Genomic DNA, 17,644 nt, shown 5'->3' with positions numbered 1-17,644 from the left:
AGGTCATTGCCCAGGCTAACGACTTTTCGGAAGCTGTCGCGATGGCCAATCTCGACTTCGCCTACGACCTCACGCTCGACGAAGCGCGTCGGCGCAGCGCCGTGCTCGAAGCGATCGGCGACGACTGGGATCCGATCGCGGTGCTCGCCGAGGAGGAGACGGCCTACGACATGCTGTATTCCGGCCTCGACGAAGAACAACAGCGGATCTACGACGAACTGGTCGCCGCCGGCGTGCTACCGGATCGGACGGTGAAGCGTGTTGCCGATTGACCCGACGGCCGATCGCGGCCGTCGCGCCTGGCTGCCATGCCCCAGCTGCAATCACGCTGCTCAGTGCGGCGAATGCCAAGGCAGGACGAATTGCGCGATCCACTGGCAGTACCTGCTGAGCAACAAGGGCACGGTGGTCCACCTGCAATGTCGCGACTGCGGCAAGGTCTGGTCGACCGACACCCGCAAGCGTGCAGACCGTCGCCGCGACGTGGCCTAGCCGCTTAGCGAAACAGGTCGTCGCCTGCGAACTGATGGCACGACCGTGGCCACAACGAGCAAGACGGTCAGTACTTCGGCGACTACACTGAGCATCGCGTATGGCGATGGCTGCCAACCGGTTTCGCTAAATCCGAAGAGGCCGACGGTCCGCGAAAGCGCGAACGCAACGAGTGAGCCAACCGCTCCCGCCGCGGCGGCCAATCGCAGCCATACCGGTCCGCCGATCAGGATCAGAATCGCGAGTGCGCAGAAGACGCTGGCCTGCATCAGGAATGCGGGCCCTACCGTAGGAATGTCGCGGTAGCCATCGACGTACAGGTAAGCGTGGATGACGCCGCTTACTGCGACCGACGCGCTGATGGCCACCCCGACGACAAAGTTCGTCATCGTCATGTCAACCTCTGATCTTTCAGTGCAAGCGCCTGCTGCCCCTTGGTGTAACTCACTTCGCGGATGCCCAGCGCATCGTGCAGCTTCCCGGCGGGCAAGGTCACGGGTTTCGGCGCAGGGCCTTGACCTGGAGCGGGCAGGGGATAGGCGGTGGTGGTGCCGCTGTAGAACGTCACGTTGCCCTCGGTCTTGGAGAACAGTTGGTGGACGTGGCCGTTGAGGCAGGTCACCGACGAGAAGCGCTTGAGATAGCTCAGGGCCTGCGTGGCGTCGTCGGTGCCCCATCCCCAGTCCGGATACATAGCGAACAACGGAATGTGGCTGAACACGATGATCGGGGTGTCGCTGGACAGGCCCGCGACGTCCTTCTCGATGAACTCGAGCTGATCCGTGCCTAGATGCCCGAGCTTCTGCAGGTGCAGTGTGTTCACGAGGCCGATGACGTGCACACCGGCGATGTCAAAGCTGTACCAGCCGTCGCCGCGGGTGCCCGCACCGAACGCTTGCCGATATTTCTGTCCCGCGTCGTCCGTCGAGTCGTGCTCGCCCGGCACGGTGAACACGTGCGGCGTGTTCAGTTCGGTCAACATCTGTTTCACCTGATCGAACTGCGCCGGGGTGGCCAGGTGGGTGAGATCGCCGGTGTGGATCACGAAATCCGGTGTGTAGCCGAGGCTGTTGATCTGGCCGATGGCCTGGCTGAACGTGTCGGTGACGTTCGGATTGGCCGGCCCATTGAATCCGATGTGACTGTCACTGATTTGGGCGAACCGCAGCGCCGGCTTCGCGGATTGCGCACCGCCCGCCGACCCCGCGACGTGGGAGATCACTTCGCCTCCGGCCACGGTCAGCACGACGGCGGCGCCGAACCAGGCACCGTGGCGGATCAACTGTCGACGGCTCATGCCCTCCGGGTCGCCGCTCATTTTGTCACCACCACAGTGCCGGTCATGAACGGATGGATCGAGCAGATGTACTCATAGGAGCCCGGCGTCGTGAACGTGAAGCTGTAGGTGCCGTGGGTGTCCATTCCCGGCGAGTGGAAAGAACCGTCCTTAGCGGCGATCGTGTGCGGCTCCTCGTCCTGATTGGTCCAGGTGACAGTCGTGCTGACTGGCACGGTGAGAGTCGCCGGGTTGAATTTGAAGTCACTGATGCTGACCGCCGTCCCGCCTTGCGGTGCAGGTGAGTCGCTGAGGGTCGCCGAGGCCGAAGCGGGAGGCGACTGCATGCCCGGCATGGCATGGCCGGACATGCCCGGTGTCATGCCCGGCTGAAAGGTGATCGATGGGGCGGTGGGGGTGGTGTTGGATGCTGGCCCGGAGCAGGCCGTACTGAGCAGAATGCCCGCCGCGGCGAGCGGAAAAAGTACCTTCACGCCCTAGAGATAGGTGGGGCGGTTACACCTCAGGCCCGTTGAGCACGGCGGCTCGTCGCAGGGCCCGGTGCTGCAATGCCTTGGCGTTGGCACGGCTGATACCCATCTCACTGGCCGAGTCCCTGATCGAACGGCCTTATAAGAAGCGCAGCTCCAGAATGCGTCGGTAGTTGTCCGGTAGCGCGGCGAGCACCGCACGAACTCGCAGGCTGCGTCTGGCGGAGAGATCTCGTCGCGCCGTCATCTCTGGTGAAGACGGCCATGCGTTAGCCCGCAGACATCCGCAGAGCGAAATCGGATATCAATCAAGGGAAACAGCGAAACCGACGGCTTATCCGCCCCTACACGATATGTCGACGTAGACGGTGTCGAATTGTGTTGGGTCGATCCGGGATCCTGATGAATCGATGTTGGAGTTGTTCAGTCCCTCAACACCGATGACCTTGCATGAAGACAGTGGGTATACCGCCGCTCCGTTCAGCACCACGTTGAAGCCCTTGGCCTGCAGCGCATTCACGGTATCTTGCGCGTTGCCGAAGTTGGAAAAGCCGGACGGAGCCGCCGCAGCCGCGGCAGTCGACCCCACAGTCGCGACTGCCACGGCGCCAACGCAGGCGATCGCAATGGTGAACGTATTCAACGTCGGCTCCTTATTCTGTGCGCGAGAATTGCTCGCGATACGGATGGCGGAGCCCATGAGGTACCCCTACAAAGAGGTACGTGCTCGGGTTACATTCGAATGGAAGCTACTGAGATCGCTTGACGAACAACCCGTTTGGATCTGCCGGTTCGAGCGGCCTGAATCTTTACGACTCGGGTACCGGCCGCGGCCATTCAGGAAGAGGGAGTTCGGCTCCGCTCGGCGGCCGCAGCCTGTCCAGCACTACCCGAAGCGGCGGCCACGTCGAGCGGCCGCGGCGTGTCACCGCATAGGCGGTCAGGACGGGGTTGGCGTCGGCCAGGGGAAGTACTTTGACGCCGACACCGGTCGGCCGTCCAATCGGAAGCAATCCGACTCCGTAGCCCGCCACAATCAGATCCTCGACCAAGTCAAGGCTGTCAATTTGATGTGCGATCTTGGGCGAAAATCCCGCCATCGCCGCCAATGTTCGCACCGCGTCTTCGTCAGCGGTGTTGCGGGAGTTGACAATCCATGCGTGGTCCGCGTAGTCGGTGATGTTCGCTGGACCATCGGGAGCATCGACCGGAACGCCGAGCCCCCATGCGACGCTCCACAGCGGTAGCGTCTCCAGCACCGGGCTGAAAGATGCCGGAGCCAGGTTGTAGTCATATGCCAGTGCCAGATCGAGATCGTCGTCGGTGAGCAGCGCGAAGACCTCGATGGGTTCGTACTCACTGATCACGAATTCGACTTTGGGATAGCGCTCTGCGAGGTCGGCCATGATCGGGAACAGCGATAGACGCAGGCCAGTGGCGAAGCCGCCGACACGCACAATGCCGGCCGGTTCCGCGTCGGGGTCGAGGTCCAGCCGGGCGGCGTCGACGGCCGCGAGGATCGTCACCGCGTGATCGGCCAGGCGCTGACCCGCCGGCGTCAGCCGCACCCGCCGCCCCTCGGGTTCGATCAACTGAGCGCCGGTGTCCTTTGCAAGAGCGGCGATCTGCTGCGACACCGTCGACGTGGTGAGGTGATGCGTCTCAGCGACGGCACGCATCGAGCCCAGCCGGGACAAGGACAGCAACACTTGAAGACGACGGGTGTCCACGCAGACGATTGTTCATGATTCGCGAACGGTATGTCCAGATAAATCAAGTGGACGCGAACGGTTGCGGTGCCGTTCAATGCAGGAGTGATGACGAGCCAAGCCCGCTCCGGCGCCTTGATGGCGATGGGGTCGATGCTGTGCGTCCAGGTCGGTCTGGCGATCGCCGTGTCGCTGATCGACCGCATCGGCGTCGAGGGTGCGGCCTGGATTCGTCTCGCGTGGGCCGGCGTGCTGATGCTCGTGATCGTCCGGCCTCGCGTCGCCGCATTCACCTGGGCCACCTTCCGCGTGTGTGTGCTACTCGGCGTCGTCACGGCGCTCATCACTCTGATGTTCATGGCCGCGGTTGACCGGATCCCGCTCGGCACCGCCAGCGCGCTGGAGTTCCTCGGCCCGCTCGGGGTCGCGGTCGCGCACGGCAAGGGCGGACACCGTTTGGCGTGGCCCGGATTAGCCGCGGTAGGTGTCGTCCTGCTCACCCAGCCGTGGGCCGGCGCGGTCGACCCCGTCGGGGTGCTCTATGCACTCGGCTCGGCCGTCTGCTGGGCCGGCTACATCCTGCTCACTCAACGGGCAGGAGACGAGGTCACGGGAATCAACGCACTCGCGGTGTCGATGCCCGTCGCCGGTCTGGTCGCCACCATCGCGGTTGGCCCATGGGTGTTGCCGCGAATCACGCCCGAGATCCTGCTGATTGGAGTGGGACTGGCGATCCTTCTGCCAGTTGTGCCGTTCGCGCTCGAACTCTTGGCGCTGCGCCGGTTGACCACAGCCGCATTCGGCACGCTGATGAGTCTCGAACCCGCGTTCGCGATGATCGTCGGCCTGGCAATGCTGCATCAAGTGCCCGGGCCAGCCGGTGTGGTCGGCATCTGTTTTGTGGTGGCCGCCGGTGTCGGTGCGGCACGCACTGGTGCAAGGTCGACGCCGGTGCCAGCAGAAGTCGGCTGATAGCGTGCGCGTCATGGCACGCGGCATCTTCGATTCACCAATAGTGGGCATCGTCAACAAATTCTTCGTCGGAATGATCAACGCGCCGCTGCTCGGCAACCTGGTAGGCCGTGGGCTCGTGGTGATCCGCTATGTCGGCCGACGCTCCGGCCAGCCATTCGAAATCCCGGTGGGCTATCGCCGATCGGGCGACACTCTGATCATCAACGTCACATCACCAGACGCCAAGAACTGGTGGCGCAACTTCCTCGGCGAGGGCGGATCGATCACCCTGTTGAAGTTTGACGGTCATGACCACACGGGCCGTGCTGTCGCCCACCGCGACGAGCGCGGGAAAGTCTCTGTCAAAGTGCGCCTCGACACCTAACTGCGTGAAAGACGACTTCGGCCGGGTGATTCAAGGAACTCCCGTACCGATATCCTTTCGACCCGCATGTCGGCGAAGTCCCGGAGTGGGTCATCCATGCGCCAGATTGGCCCGCGGTGGCGGCCGAGCTCATCGGGCGCAAATAACGCTCAGGACTCGATTCGCTTGCGCCGGTAAAGCGTTCCCACCCCGAGCAAGATCAGGCTGATCACCAGGATCGCTGTTGCCAGCACGTTGATCTGCGGCGGCACGGCGGCCTTCACCGCCGCGTTGACGTACAACGGATAAGTCACCGTCGACCCGCTGACGAAATACGTGATGATGAAGTCATCGAGCGACAGCGCGAACGACAACATTGCAGCGGCCACAATGCCCGGAACGATCAGTGGCAGCGTCACTTTGAAGAACGTACGGGTAGGACTGGCGCCGAGGTCCATCGACGCGTCCTCCAGTGTCCAGTCGAAGCCGCGCATCCGCGCCCGCACCGTCATCGCGATGAAGCTGATCTCGAAAGCGATGTGCGCGATCAGGATCGTGGTGTAGCCGGCCGCCCACCCGAAGTCCAGAAACAGGGTCAGCAGCGCCGCGCCCATCACGACTTCGGGTGCGGTCAGCGGCAGCACCAGAAACGTGTCGACCGCCGAACTACCGCGGAAGCGTTGGCGCACAAGGGCTATAGCCACCAACGTGCCCAGAACTAGCGCGATCGCGGTGGACACCGCGGCGACGTTGAGGCTCAACTTCAATGCATTCGTCAGCGCCGGATACTTGAATGGGTGAGCCCAGTTGTCGAGCGTGAAGCCCTGCCAGCTGTAGTTGAACTTTCCCGCCGGATGGTTGAACGAGAACAAGATGATCACGAAGATGGGCAGGAACAAGTACAAAAGCACCAACCCGGCGACGATACGCAGCAGCAGATCGCCCCACTTAGGGCCGCCCTTAACGGTTTTCGTCGTCCTCGGCGCCTCGACGGCTTCGATGACCGCGGGCACTCCCTGCGATGTCATACCAGATCCTCGGTGCCCAGCGCCCGGGTGTACAGCAGCACGCCGACCAAGATGATAGCCATCAACACCAGGGACAACGCGGCCGCCGCGGGGTAGTCCTTGACCACAAGGAACTGTTTCTGAATGACGTTGCCGATCATCGTGGTTTGGGTGCTGCCCAGATAGTCGGCGTTGATGAAGTCACCGGATGCAGGGATGAAGACCAACAGGCTGCCGGCCAGCACGCCGGGCATCGCCAGCGGCAGGATCACCTTGCGGAAGCTGCGCGGGGCCGTCGAGTACAGATCCTTCGACGCCTCCAGCAGCCGTGGGTCGATCTTCTCGAGCGAGACGTACAACGGCAGGATCATGAAGATGATCCAGTTGTAGATGAGACCGCCGACCACCGCCCAACTCGTCGATAGCAGCCGTCCCTCACTGGGCAGCAACCCAACGGCGTTGAGAGCACTGACTACCCAACCGTCATCTGCCAGAATCGTTTTCCACGCGATCGTCCGAATCAAAAACGTCACAAAGAACGGCAGAATCACCAGGCCCAGGATCAGGTTCTTGTACCGACCCGCCTTGAACGCGATGACGTAGGCAAGGGGAAAGGCCAGCAGCAGGCACACCGCCGTCGCCACCAATGAATACGTGAACGACCGGATGATCTGATCGCGGAAGTGGCTGAACGCGTCGAGGTAGTTGCCGAAGTCCCAATTGAACGTCAACGTCGGCAGATACACCGAACCGGCCGACGACGACAGCGACGTGCGCGCCAGCGAAAAGAATGGCACCACAAAGAAGATCCCGAGGTACACGAGTGCAGGCAGGATCATCAAGTACGGGGCGATCTTGCTCCGCTGTCGACTGCTGCTGGCGACACCTGCCATCTGATCAGCCGCCGGTGACGCCGGCGTACGCGTCGTTGTACTGCTTGGTCTGCTCGTCGGTGAGCGCGGGCCAGCCCTTCAGCTTGGCCAACGTCTCCTTCGACGGGTTGATCAACGGATTCGACGCCAGCTTGGGGTCGATCTTGTTGAGCTCGTCGGTCATATCCGAAAGCACCGGCACGTATTGGGTGTGCGCGATGAGCTTCGCGTAGTTGGGCCGGTCGTAGACGTAGTTGATCCAGGCCTCGGCCGCCTTCTGGTTCTGCGTGGTATACGGAATCACCATCGTGTCGACGAACGTGGTGCCGCCGGTTTCGGGAACGACGAAGTGGAGGTCGGGATTGTCGGCCTGCAGCTGGACCACGTCGCCCGAATATGCTTGCGCGATAGCGACATTGCCCGCCGCCAAGTCGTCTGCATAGTCGTTGCCGGTGAACCGGCGGATCTGCCCCTTGTCCTTCTGCTCCTTGACCAAGTCGATCGCCTTCTGGACGGTCTCCATGGTCGAATTCTCGACCGAGTTGCCCTGCGACATCATGATCATTCCAAGCCCGTCCTGGGCGTCGGAGAACAGGCTCACCTTGCCCTTGAACGCCGGATCCCACAAGTCGTCGATCTTGGTGATGTCGCGGCCGGTGGCAGCCCGGTTATAGGCGAGCCCGACCATCCCCGACATGTACGGCGCGCTGAACTTTCGCCCGGGATCCACGCTCGCTTCGAGAAGGTCGGGGCGAATGTTCTTCTTATTGGGGATGTCACCGAGGTCGTTGAGCCAGCCAAGACCGTGCAAGCGGACGGCCATGAACGTGGTGGGCACAGCCAAGTCAGCGCCGATGTCCTGCTTACGCGACAGCGGCTCCTTCACCTTGGCGAACCACTGCTCGTTGTCGTTGAAATCTTCCTTGTAATCGACGGTGATTCCGGTGGCCTTCTGGAAGTCGGCCACGAAGCCGTCGGCCATGTACAGCGGCCAGTTCGAGATTCGCAGCGTGCCGCTGGCCGGGCCTTCCTGGGTCGATGTGGTGCCGGTCGCGGACTTGTTGTCCGAGCCACAGGCAGCCAGGAAGGATCCACCCATCGCCAAAGCTGCGGCGGCCGCGGCGCCACCGCCGATAAAGCGCCGGCGCGAAGTCCGGTTGGTCGCGAGTCGGGCGATGAGCCGGGGGTCAATGTCGTTGGAGGACATGGCAGCTGTGCCTTTCGATGAAGGGGAGGGGACGGACTACGGCCATCGGTTACGAGTCGGCGAGCATGTCTTCGAGATCCTCGGTAGTGGGAATGTCGGCAGCGGGCAGCACCAGCGACGCATCGGGTGCCCAGCAGACGTGGACCCGGTCGCCGGGACGCAGCATCGGCAGGTCCTGCTCCGCGCCGATGTGGGCCAGGATCGGCGAATCGTCGTCGGCAGCCATCGACAGCCGCACCACCGGTCCCTGAAAGCACAGGTCGGTCACGGTGGCCTGCACGGTCGCAACATCACCGGTCGGTGCGTCCATCGAGACGCGGACGCGCTCCGGACGCACCATCAGGGTGGCTTGGCCGCCCGGCTCGATCGTGGTGTCTCCGGGACGAGCCTTCAATGTCGTTCCGAGCACCTCGATTTCGACGAAATCACGATTGCTTCTGCCGGTCTGCCGTCCGGCCCACAGATTGGCCTGTCCGATGAAACTGGCGACGAACACCGTCGACGGCCGGTCGTAAATCTCTGTTGGCGTCCCGATCTGATCGACGTTGCCGGCGTTCATGACCGCGATCCGGTCGCTCATCGTCAGTGCTTCCTCCTGGTCGTGGGTCACGTAGATGAATGTGATCCCGACCTCGCGCTGGATGCGCTTGAGCTCGAACTGCATGACCTGGCGCAGCTTGAGGTCCAGGGCGCCGAGCGGTTCGTCAAGCAGCAACGCGCTGGGGTAGTTGACGAGCGCACGGGCCAGCGCGACTCGCTGCTGCTGACCACCGGAGAGCTGTGCCGGCTTGCGCTCGGCGAAGTCGGTCAGCCGCACGATCTCCAGCAGCTCGTCCACCCGCTTACGGACCTCGCCCTTGTCCTTCTTCTTGCTCCGCGGGCCGTAGGCGACGTTGTCCCACACCGTCATGTGGGGGAACAGGGCGTAATGCTGGAACACCGTGTTGACGTTGCGCTTGTGCGGGGGCACGCGGGACACGTCGGCGCCTTCCAGCCGAATCGCGCCCTCGGTCGGAGTCTCGAAGCCAGCGATCATCCGCAGCGTCGTGGTCTTCCCGCAGCCAGACGGACCGAGCATCGAGAAGAACTCGCCCGATGCGATGGAGAAGTCGGCGTCCGATACGGCGACGTACTCGCCGAAGCGCTTGGTGACATGGTCGATCTCGATGACCGGGCCGCCCTTCGCGCGGGTGGCCCCGTCCTGTCCCGCCGCGTTGCCTACGGCGGTGGTATGCGTGCCGGTCAGGGCAGATCCTCCTTGAGTACAGCCTCGAAAGCTGTGGGTAAACCATCGCGGATCGGGCGGTCCTTCGCAAGCGATTCCGCAACGAATTTACATTTTTACAATGGAATCCTTCGCGATGCGGGCTGGGGACGGAGAGAATCCGCTGAACCAGGCGTGATCAGCTACCGCCTGGCCGTCGGCAGCCGGGTGCGGTGGGGTGAACGCTCGTCTTGTCAGTTTCGCAGCCGGGCAGCTGGCGGTCGGTGGAAACCCGTTTACCCGGCCCGTACCGCCGGGTAGTGCTCAGGAATGGCAAGGGTGGATGTGTCGGTGCCGTCGGATCTCAGCCGCCGCTGATCGTCGTCCGTCTAACCCCACTCGTGGTTCATGGCACGGGATTCGTAGCGGGCCTCGACGGATTCGATGGCTCCGCCAGGCGGACGTGACAGCGAAATCAGCACCAGCGCGAGGGCGGCTGTCGCGGCACCCCCGGTGAAAATCGCCACGAAGCTGCTCTCCATGGGCACCCCCGCCACGGTGATGCGGCCGAGTAGGACCGCGACGAGGGCAGCGGCCGTGGAGCTGCCGACTGTGCGGGCGATGGCGTTCACGCTCGTCGCTACGCCCGTTTCGCCGGCATCGACCTCACTGACCACAAGCGCCGGCAGCGCGCCGTAGCCCAGGCTGATGTAGGCGTTGGCCAAGATGCTGGCGACGATGACCTGCCACGGCGCCGAATGCGCCAGCGCGATGAACAGGAAGCCAGCGATTCCCGCGACGGCGGCGACGGCGAGCACGGGCCGGGCACCGAACCGGTCGATGAACCGGCCGCTGGCCAACGCGATGAGAAAGCCCGTGATCGCGCCGGGCAACAGGTAGACGACGCTGGCTTGCAACACGGTCGCGCCGAAGCCGTACCCCGCTGCGCCGTGCGGGATTTGGACGAACTGCGTCAGGCCGAGAAATGCGAAGTAAAGCCCCATCCCGACGAACATCGTGGCCAGGTTGGTCAGCATGATCGGCCTGCGCATCAGCATCTGCGTCGACACCAAAGGCTGCCGGGCCCGCTGTTCCCACAACCACCAGCCGGCCAGCACGGCCACACCACAAACGGCCGAGCCGAGTGTGGCTGGTGAGGTCCAGCCCCATGAATGGCCCTGGGTGATCGCCAGCAGGATCGCGGACAACCCCGCCGCGAGACCGGCGGCTCCCAGCCAGTCGATGGATCCGGTCGAGGTGCGCGGCCGGGCGGGCACGATCAGCGCGACGATCGCGAGGACCAGAATCGTGAATCCCGTCGTGAGCCAGAAGACGCGGTGATAGCCGGCGTGGCCGCTCATCAGCAGCCCGACCACGACGAGACCTGTGCCTCCGCCGAAGCCCAACGTTCCCGACAACACCGCCATGGCCGACATCAGCTGGTCGGAAGACAATTCCTCGCGCAGGATCGCGATGCTGATCGGGTAGAGCGCGAACGATGCCGCCTGCAATACGCGGCTCACGACCAGCAACGGCAACGACGTCGTGGTGGCCGCCAGCACCGAACCGGCGAGCACGACGACGAGCACGACGAGCAACACGCGTTTCTTGCTGTGCAGGTCGGCGAGCCGGCCGATCAACGGTGTCGCCGCGGCCGCGGCCAGCAGATTCGCGGTCACCGCCCAGCTCGTCGCGACGATCGAGGCGTGCAGTTGGGCGGCGATGATGCCCAGGACTGGGACCACCGCCGTCTGCAGTACAGCAACCGTCAGCACGACGACGGACAGGCCGGCGACGAGCAGTTTGGGCCGCGCGACGTCGTCGAGACCGGACCGCGTCGCTTCGGTCTCGACCACGGCCCGCTCCGATCGTTAGCTCATCTTCGGTTCTCTCGATTATGTCCCGTGCGCCAAAAGCGCCAACAACCGCGTGTGATCTGGCCCGCCACTCGGCGAACGTTCGTTACCGCTCGAAAAATCGGCGAAAAATCGAGCGGTAAGGAACGTTCGACCCGGACCTCGTGCGATTACTGCTGCGCTATGAGCGCCAACAACCGCTCGTGCGGAAGGCGTGGCGAGCGGTGACCGTCGCGGCCGATCATGTCGTCGTTGACGACGAGCGCGTTGAGCACGGCTTCCTCGACTGACTGCACGACGGCGGTGTAAAGGGCATCCATGCGCCCCCAGGGCACGAACGTAAGCGTGCCGAACTCGTCGTCGCCGACGGGTCCGACGGGAAACGTGCTGGCGAGTCCGGGCACGTCCGCAGTGGAGAAGGCGAGGAAGATGTCGCCGGAGAAATGGCTGCCAGCCGTCCCAGTTCGGGCCAGTCCCAACGGAACTCGTCGCGCGAGCGCCTTGCACTGGCCGGGCAGCAGGGGAGCGTCGGTGGCGACGACGGCGATGACCGAACCCGCGCCGGCCGGTGGTCTGATTCCGAGGTCGACCTCGAACCAGTCAGATGCCGGCGGATTGTCGTCGAGCAGTTCGGGGCCGACATGCCTTCCGGTGACGGTCAACTCGGCGCGGGATCCGAAGTTGGCCTGCACGAAGGTGGCCACGGTGAACATCTGACCGCCGTAGCGGACCAGCCGCGACGACGTGCCGTTACCGCCCTTGTACTCGTAGCAGTTCATCCCTGTCCCGCCGCCGACTGAACCCTCGGTGACGGGACCCGTGGCGGCCGCGTCGAGCGCCGCCTCGACGTGCTCGGGCCGGACGTGGCCGCCGTTGATGTCGTTGAGGTAGCCGTCCCACGTCTCGGCGCACACCGGCAGCAGCCATTGCCGCGCGAGCAGCGGGTTAACGCGGTTGACCCAACCGATGACCCCGGTGTGGCATGCGCCGATCGCGTGCGTATTCGACAGCGCGATCGGCAGATTTACTGATCCCGCTTCGTCGATCCACGTGGTGCCGGTCATCTCGCCGTTGCCGTTGAGCGAGGACCAGCCCGCCGCGCACGGCTGCCCCACGCCGCTTCGGCCACGCGGCAGTATCGCGGTGACGCCGGTGCGCACCGACGCTCCGTCGATCAACGTCGTCACGCCGACCTCGACGCCGCCCACGTCGGTGATCGCGTTGAGCGGGCCCGGTTGCCCGGGCAGGGCGAGGCCGAGGCCGCGGGCCCGCGGTCGGCCGTCGGCGGTTTGGGTCAAGGTCACCGGCCAATCCTGCCAACACACGTGATCGAATGGAGTGATGAGCGCATTGACCGAACCGGCCTTCGCCGGTCATCAACCTGCCGGCGCCGGTGATTTGTCCGTCGAGACGCACGGCATCGCGCCGATCGCGGAGGACCAGCGGTACGGATCGCCGGCCCGACTGTTCACGGTGTGGTTCGCGCCGCAGGTGAACATGACCGGGGTCTTCACGGGCACGCTCGCGATCGTGCTCGGGTTGGGCTTTTGGCTCGGACTGCTGGCGATGGTGATCGGGACGGTGCTCGGTTCGCTCGTGGTGGGTTACCTGTCGACGTGGGGTCCGCGCACGGGCACCGGCCAGCTGCCCAACTCACGGATGGCGTTCGGCGGTGGCGTCGTCCTGCCCGGAGTTCTGCAGTGGCTGTCATCGATCGCATGGGACGCGCTGGTCGGCCTTTTCGGTGGCGAAGCATTGGCGGTGTTGCTCGGTATCCCGTTCTGGATCGCAGTGCTGATCGTGCTGGGGGTGCAGGGCGCGGTCGGTTTTTTCGGGTACGAGGTGATCCACCGACTGCAGGCCGTGCTCACCGTCGTGCTCTTCACCACGTTCGTGGTATTCGCGGTGAAACTCGTTGGCGGACATGAGATTGTCACGCCGGCGAGTGTGCACGGCGCCGACCTCGCCGGTGCGTTTGTCCTCGAGGTGACCATCGCGTTCAGCCTTGCGGTGTCGTGGGCCAGCTATGCCGCCGACTTCAGCCGCTACCTACCTGCGGACTCCTCGCGGACCCGCGTGTTCGGGTTCACGTTTGCCGGAATTGTGTTGGCGTACATCTTCGTTCAGGGCATCGGTATCGCGGCGGGTGACGTTGTCTCGGAGCAGACGGCCGAGGGGGTGCGCTCCGTGATGGGTGGTGGCCTGCTGGGCGGGGTGGCGCTCGTCGTCATCGCCCTGGCGTCGGTCGGTTCGGGAGTCATGAACGATTACAGCGGTTCTCTGGCACTGCAGACCATCGGCGTGCGGGTTCGGCGGCCGTTCTCGGCTGTCATCGTCACCGCCCTTGCGTTCGCGCTGATCCTGTGGCTGCACGCCGCCGACACCGCGACTCGCTTTCAGGATGTATTGCTGCTGGTGAGTTACTGGATTCCGGCGTTCGTGGCCGTGGTCGTCATCGACTGGCTCATCCGCATCCGGGGGCGTGCCAGCATCAACCCGGCCGAGGAACCGACCGACCGCCTCGACGCCGTGGCCGCGTTGATCGTGTTCGTCCTCGCCTACGCCGCGGCGATCCCGTTCATGAACACATCGCTGATCGAAGGCCCAGTCGCAAAGATGTTGCACGGAGCCGACATTGCGTACTTCGTCAATCTGCTGGTGGCTGCGGTGCTGTATGGCGGGTATCGACTGATTCGGTCGTCGTCTCGCTCGTCGTAGTGATGAAGTCGTCGATCAGGTCGACCACTTCGGTGGGGCGCTCGACGTGTGGAAAGTGACCGACGCCGTCGAGCACCTCGAGGCGGCTTCCCGGCCGCGCCGCCTGTGCCGCGTAGGCGTGATCGACGGGAATGATCTGGTCTTTGTCGCCCCAGATCGCCATCGTGGGCAGCTCAGACCGCACGTGCAGACGGCTCAGCGCGCTGACCGCCTGGCCTCGATAGTCGACGACGGACCGCAGCGTCCGCAGGAACGCCTGCCGCGTCTCCGCGTCCGACAGTGACGAGTAAGCGCTCCACAGCTCCGCGCCCCGGGGCGACTGAATCCCTGCCGCCGAGAACCATGTACGCAACTTGTTGCCGACACCGAGGACTGGCCGCGGGGCGATCACCGGCAGGATCAGCTCGGCCCCTGGCGCCGACAGCAGGCGCAGTGTCCACCCGACGTCGGGGCCCAAACCTCCGCTGCTGATCAGAATGAGCCGTTGGCAGTAGTCGGGGTGCTGGTAGACGAACTGCATGGCCACGCCGCCGCCGAGCGATTGACCGACGATGGTCGCGCGGGTAACGCCCAGTTCGTCGAGCAGATCCCTCAGCCACACCGCGAACGCGCCGAGAGAATAGTCGCCTCGCGGCTTCGCGGACCGCCCGTGCCCGAGCAAGTCGGGCGCGACGACGCGGTATTTCTTCGACAGCTGCGGAATGACCGCGCGCCATGTTTCCGAACTACCTGCCATCCCGTGGATGAGCAGCAGTGTTTCGCCGGTACCGACGTCCCGGTATGCGATGCGATCGCCATGCAATTCCAGGTACTTCAGTTCGCTCATGTGTGGCTTCCCCCTTCGGCGCACTCGGCGCCATGCTAGCTGCGCCCGTTGAACCGTGACAGGTATACCCAGGTGGGCTGATAACCCCTCCGTTCGTAGAGGCGAATCGCGTCCGTATTCCCCGGAAGCGCGCCCAGAATCAGGTCGTCGACACCGAGCCCGTGCAGATGTTCTTCAAGCCGGTTCAAGAACTCTGACCCGAGACCGCTTCCGCGGTATTGCGGTAGCACACTGAGCGATTCGATCTCGCCGATGCGCGAACCCGTCGCCCATGTGTCCGGGATCCAGGTGTCGCCGACAGGCATGACATGCGCCAGTCCGTAGCCAACAGGTGTCTCGTCGACGAAGGCCAACAACAGCAAGGTATCCGGCTTGGCGAGTAGTTCCTCGTACAACGCCCGCCGAACACGCCAGGTCTCGGCATCGCTGACATACGGGGCGAGTTGCGGCATGGTCTCCGCGTGTCGGTGGTGCACCGCCACCCAGAGCGGCTCGATGAGATGCAAGTCCTGGGCGCTGCCGGTGCGGATCTGCCATTCGTTGACCATCGGGCCACGCTAGCCCGGCGCGACGGTGACAGCGGCCGATGTAACGGGCGCCGCTCAGATCCGCCGCACCCCGTCGGCGACCGCACGCAGCTTGTCCGGGTTGGCGACGTTGTGGACAGCGACGATATGGCCGTCGGCGTCCAGATCCACGGTGATGGTCGCGATGACGCGGCCCGCCCCGCTCATCACGATGCCCGGGCCGCCATTGATGTCGACGAGTTCGGCTGTCATATCGGCGATTTCGACGCCTTCGTAGGGCCGCCTGATGGTGCCGGCGATCCAACGGGCGACGTTCTCCACACCGATAATCGGACGCATCGCCTGGCGGACCTTGCCGCCGCCGTCGGTCCACAATGTGACCTCCGGCGCCAGCAATTCCATCAGTTCGTTGATGTCGCCCCCGGTGACGGCCGCGAAGAACCGCTCGGTGGCTTGTTGCTTCTTGGCTCGGTCGGCCTCGAACCGCGGTCGCCGCGCCTGCACGTGTTCACGAGCGCGGTGCGCCGCCTGACGTACGGCGGCCTCGGATCGCTCGACTGCTTCGGCGATCTCCGCGTAGCTGAAGTCGAATACTTCCTTGAGCACGAATACCGCACGTTCGAGCGGGCTCAGGGTCTCCAGCACGACGAGCATCGCCATCGATACCGATTCGGCTCTGGCGATGTCGTCGGCGGCGTCGCTTTGGGTCAGGATGGGCTCGGGAAGCCATGGCCCGACGTAGGTTTCGCGTTGCCGCCGGGTCGAACGCAGCCGCTCCATCGATAGATTCGACACGATCCGCGCCAGGTAGGCCTTGGGATCGGAGACCTGTGAGCGGTCGTCCGCCGACCACTTGAACCATGCGTCCTGGACCACATCCTCGGCGTCCGCGGCGGAGCCGAGGATTCGATAGGCGATCGAGAACAACAGGTTTCGGTGATCGGCGAACGTCTGCTGGTCGGTATTCATCGCGTTGACCGGCCGCCGCGCCGCCAGGTTGCCGCGCCCAGCGCCGGCAATGCCTTGATCAGGCGGTACGTCGACCACGGGCTGGCGCTCACCGTTTCTTTGTACGCGACGGCTAGCCGACCGGCCAAGTAGAACCGCCCGGGGCTGTCGTCGGCGTGGGTGAATTGGATGACGGCGTCGTTGCGGCCCAGGCTGACCGGTTGGTGGACGTAACCGAAGCGGAACGTCTTGGGCTGCTTGCCTTTCAGCTCACGCACGACGGACCCTGCAGCGTGCAGGGCTGTCGGGATGCCGCTCTGGCAGGTGCCGTGCATGACGCCGTAGCCCTGCCGGATCGCGGCGGCGTCACCGATGGCGTATACGCCGGGGTGCGACACCGAACGCAGCGACTCGTCGGTGACAATCCGGCCGCGTTCGTCGACCTCCCACCCCGCCGCGGCGGCGATCGGGGAGACGCGCACGCCCGTCGTCCACAGCACCGCCTGAGCCGCGACCACCTCACCATCGTCGAGAGCCACACCGTCGGACATCACCTTGACGATGTCGACGCCAGACCGCACGCGCACACCCAGCCGCTCCAGTCCGGCGTGCAGCCGCGCCCGCGCCTTGTCGCCCATCATGGACCCAGGAACCTGCCGGCTCAGCAGGACGACATCGAGGTCGGGATGCTGTTCGGCGATCTCGGCCGCGGACTCGATGCCTGTGAGCCCGCCGCCGGCCACCACGACGGTGCCGTCGGCGATCCGGTCGAGGTGCCTGGCGAGCAGCATCGCGTCCTGCGCGCTGTTGAGCGTGTAGGCGAATTCGTCGACGCCAGGAACCACCTCAGTGTCGGCAGCGCTGCCCAGCGCATAGATCAGCATGTCGTAGCGCAGCGTGTACGCATCGTCGATCCGCACGGTCCTGGCGCCCGCGTCGATGCCCGTCACCCAGCCTTGGACAAAGTCCACGCCGGTACCGGCGAGCTGATCAGGAATTTGCAGATCGGCCAGCGTCTGGCCGGACGCGATCTGATGCAGCCGCAGCCGCTCGGTGAAGCGACTCTGCGGATTCACCAGGGTGACGTGGACGTCGTCTCGGCCTTTGAGGCGGCCCAGCCCCATGGTGGCAGCCATGCCGGTGTATCCCGCGCCCAGAATCAAGATCTCGTTCATCGGTCTGCCTTTCGTTTG

At 64.5% G+C, this 17,644-nt stretch carries 19 protein-coding genes and 1 pseudogene; 4 read left to right on the top strand and 16 right to left on the bottom strand.

Annotation, left to right across the window (positions count from 1 at the left end; all coding sequences use genetic code 11):
* Window positions 1-41: 41 nt before the first annotated feature.
* Entirely contained in the window at window positions 42-272 is a 231-nt protein-coding gene (locus tag VJV41_RS09755) for a DUF6400 family protein (RefSeq protein WP_325333101.1), read from the top strand.
* Between the two features lie 216 nt (window positions 273-488).
* Here the strand turns inward: VJV41_RS09755 and VJV41_RS09750 are convergent, their stop codons facing one another.
* The 6 genes and pseudogenes from VJV41_RS09750 to VJV41_RS09725 form a co-directional block, all read right to left on the bottom strand.
* Window positions 489-887, bottom strand: coding sequence for a hypothetical protein (locus VJV41_RS09750; RefSeq protein ID WP_414684922.1), 399 nt, complete (start codon window positions 885-887; stop codon window positions 489-491).
* Window positions 884-1,810, bottom strand: coding sequence for a metallophosphoesterase family protein (locus VJV41_RS09745; RefSeq protein ID WP_325333097.1), 927 nt, complete (start codon window positions 1,808-1,810; stop codon window positions 884-886). The genes VJV41_RS09750 and VJV41_RS09745 overlap by 4 nt, the downstream gene beginning before the upstream one ends.
* Window positions 1,807-2,262: a plastocyanin/azurin family copper-binding protein gene (locus VJV41_RS09740; RefSeq protein ID WP_325333096.1), complete on the bottom strand. Its 456-nt coding sequence runs from the start codon at window positions 2,260-2,262 to the stop codon at window positions 1,807-1,809. Before VJV41_RS09740 ends, VJV41_RS09745 begins: the two co-directional genes overlap by 4 nt.
* A gap of 22 nt (window positions 2,263-2,284) precedes the next feature.
* Window positions 2,285-2,461, bottom strand: a pseudogene (locus tag VJV41_RS09735) (sigma factor-like helix-turn-helix DNA-binding protein); the annotation flags it as partial.
* A gap of 132 nt (window positions 2,462-2,593) precedes the next feature.
* A complete protein-coding gene (locus VJV41_RS09730; RefSeq protein WP_325333095.1) occupies window positions 2,594-2,902 on the bottom strand; it encodes a hypothetical protein in 309 nt (102 codons plus the stop codon).
* Window positions 2,903-3,068: 166 nt separating this feature from the next.
* Complete coding sequence (locus VJV41_RS09725; protein ID WP_325333094.1) at window positions 3,069-3,989, bottom strand: LysR family transcriptional regulator; 921 nt, start codon at window positions 3,987-3,989, stop codon at window positions 3,069-3,071.
* Between the two features lie 84 nt (window positions 3,990-4,073).
* Here VJV41_RS09725 and VJV41_RS09720 point away from each other — a divergent pair, with 84 nt between their 5' ends.
* Both VJV41_RS09720 and VJV41_RS09715 read left to right on the top strand, forming a co-directional pair.
* Window positions 4,074-4,940 carry an EamA family transporter gene (locus VJV41_RS09720; RefSeq protein ID WP_325333093.1) on the top strand — a complete coding sequence of 289 codons (867 nt, stop codon included), beginning with the start codon at window positions 4,074-4,076 and terminating at the stop codon, window positions 4,938-4,940.
* Window positions 4,941-4,953: 13 nt separating this feature from the next.
* Complete coding sequence (locus tag VJV41_RS09715) at window positions 4,954-5,307, top strand: hypothetical protein (protein ID WP_325333092.1); 354 nt, start codon at window positions 4,954-4,956, stop codon at window positions 5,305-5,307.
* A gap of 149 nt (window positions 5,308-5,456) precedes the next feature.
* Here the strand turns inward: VJV41_RS09715 and VJV41_RS09710 are convergent, their stop codons facing one another.
* From VJV41_RS09710 to VJV41_RS09685, 6 genes are all read right to left on the bottom strand, one after another.
* On the bottom strand, window positions 5,457-6,314 hold the full coding sequence (locus VJV41_RS09710; protein ID WP_325333091.1) for an ABC transporter permease: 858 nt from the start codon (window positions 6,312-6,314) through the stop codon (window positions 5,457-5,459).
* Window positions 6,311-7,186 carry an ABC transporter permease gene (locus VJV41_RS09705; RefSeq protein ID WP_325333090.1) on the bottom strand — a complete coding sequence of 292 codons (876 nt, stop codon included), beginning with the start codon at window positions 7,184-7,186 and terminating at the stop codon, window positions 6,311-6,313. The genes VJV41_RS09710 and VJV41_RS09705 overlap by 4 nt, the downstream gene beginning before the upstream one ends.
* A gap of 4 nt (window positions 7,187-7,190) precedes the next feature.
* Entirely contained in the window at window positions 7,191-8,372 is a 1,182-nt protein-coding gene (locus VJV41_RS09700; protein WP_325333089.1) for a spermidine/putrescine ABC transporter substrate-binding protein, read from the bottom strand.
* 49 nt (window positions 8,373-8,421) lie between these two features.
* Window positions 8,422-9,450, bottom strand: coding sequence for an ABC transporter ATP-binding protein (locus VJV41_RS09695; RefSeq protein ID WP_325333088.1), 1,029 nt, complete (start codon window positions 9,448-9,450; stop codon window positions 8,422-8,424).
* A 515-nt stretch (window positions 9,451-9,965) separates the two neighbouring features.
* Complete coding sequence (locus VJV41_RS09690; RefSeq protein ID WP_325333087.1) at window positions 9,966-11,432, bottom strand: MFS transporter; 1,467 nt, start codon at window positions 11,430-11,432, stop codon at window positions 9,966-9,968.
* Between the two features lie 170 nt (window positions 11,433-11,602).
* Entirely contained in the window at window positions 11,603-12,736 is a 1,134-nt protein-coding gene (locus tag VJV41_RS09685; protein ID WP_325333086.1) for a P1 family peptidase, read from the bottom strand.
* A gap of 37 nt (window positions 12,737-12,773) precedes the next feature.
* On the opposite strand from VJV41_RS09685, the gene VJV41_RS09680 reads away from it, so the two are divergent.
* Window positions 12,774-14,150, top strand: a complete 1,377-nt coding sequence (locus tag VJV41_RS09680; RefSeq protein WP_325333085.1) for a purine-cytosine permease family protein — start codon at window positions 12,774-12,776, stop codon at window positions 14,148-14,150.
* Here VJV41_RS09680 and VJV41_RS09675 read toward each other — a convergent pair.
* The 4 genes from VJV41_RS09675 to VJV41_RS09660 are packed head-to-tail and all read right to left on the bottom strand — an operon-like array spanning window position 14,080 to window position 17,626.
* Window positions 14,080-14,976 (bottom strand): alpha/beta fold hydrolase, encoded by an 897-nt coding sequence (locus tag VJV41_RS09675; RefSeq protein WP_325333084.1) that lies wholly within the window; start codon window positions 14,974-14,976, stop codon window positions 14,080-14,082. The genes VJV41_RS09680 and VJV41_RS09675 overlap by 71 nt on opposite strands.
* Window positions 14,977-15,011: 35 nt before the next feature.
* Complete coding sequence (locus VJV41_RS09670) at window positions 15,012-15,524, bottom strand: GNAT family N-acetyltransferase (protein ID WP_325333083.1); 513 nt, start codon at window positions 15,522-15,524, stop codon at window positions 15,012-15,014.
* A gap of 54 nt (window positions 15,525-15,578) precedes the next feature.
* Entirely contained in the window at window positions 15,579-16,472 is an 894-nt protein-coding gene (locus VJV41_RS09665) for an RNA polymerase sigma-70 factor (protein WP_325333082.1), read from the bottom strand.
* Complete coding sequence (locus tag VJV41_RS09660; RefSeq protein ID WP_325333081.1) at window positions 16,469-17,626, bottom strand: NAD(P)/FAD-dependent oxidoreductase; 1,158 nt, start codon at window positions 17,624-17,626, stop codon at window positions 16,469-16,471. Before VJV41_RS09660 ends, VJV41_RS09665 begins: the two co-directional genes overlap by 4 nt.
* Window positions 17,627-17,644 lie beyond the last annotated feature (18 nt).

Source organism: Mycobacterium sp., assembly GCF_035274705.1.
Lineage (GTDB): Bacteria > Actinomycetota > Actinomycetes > Mycobacteriales > Mycobacteriaceae > Mycobacterium.
Note: the sequence above shows the minus strand (reverse complement) of the source record. Positions and strands in the feature narration are given on the sequence as shown.

Excerpts from the sequence above, each read along its gene's own strand:
- VJV41_RS09745 (WP_325333097.1), bottom strand. The coding sequence starts at position 1,810 with ATGAGCGGCGACCCGGAGGGCATGAGCCGTCGACAGTTGATCCGCCAC.
- VJV41_RS09695 (WP_325333088.1), bottom strand. The coding sequence starts at position 9,450 with ATGCTCGGTCCGTCTGGCTGCGGGAAGACCACGACGCTGCGGATGATC.
- VJV41_RS09700 (WP_325333089.1), bottom strand. The coding sequence starts at position 8,372 with ATGTCCTCCAACGACATTGACCCCCGGCTCATCGCCCGACTCGCGACC.
- VJV41_RS09670 (WP_325333083.1), bottom strand. The coding sequence starts at position 15,524 with ATGGTCAACGAATGGCAGATCCGCACCGGCAGCGCCCAGGACTTGCAT.
- VJV41_RS09705 (WP_325333090.1), bottom strand. The coding sequence starts at position 7,186 with ATGGCAGGTGTCGCCAGCAGCAGTCGACAGCGGAGCAAGATCGCCCCG.
- VJV41_RS09675 (WP_325333084.1), bottom strand. The coding sequence starts at position 14,976 with ATGAGCGAACTGAAGTACCTGGAATTGCATGGCGATCGCATCGCATAC.
- VJV41_RS09660 (WP_325333081.1), bottom strand. The coding sequence starts at position 17,626 with ATGAACGAGATCTTGATTCTGGGCGCGGGATACACCGGCATGGCTGCC.
- VJV41_RS09715 (WP_325333092.1), top strand. The coding sequence starts at position 4,954 with ATGGCACGCGGCATCTTCGATTCACCAATAGTGGGCATCGTCAACAAA.
- VJV41_RS09665 (WP_325333082.1), bottom strand. The coding sequence starts at position 16,472 with ATGAATACCGACCAGCAGACGTTCGCCGATCACCGAAACCTGTTGTTC.
- VJV41_RS09750 (WP_414684922.1), bottom strand. The coding sequence starts at position 887 with ATGACGATGACGAACTTTGTCGTCGGGGTGGCCATCAGCGCGTCGGTC.
- VJV41_RS09680 (WP_325333085.1), top strand. The coding sequence starts at position 12,774 with ATGAGCGCATTGACCGAACCGGCCTTCGCCGGTCATCAACCTGCCGGC.
- VJV41_RS09710 (WP_325333091.1), bottom strand. The coding sequence starts at position 6,314 with ATGACATCGCAGGGAGTGCCCGCGGTCATCGAAGCCGTCGAGGCGCCG.
- VJV41_RS09755 (WP_325333101.1), top strand. The coding sequence starts at position 42 with ATGGCCAATCTCGACTTCGCCTACGACCTCACGCTCGACGAAGCGCGT.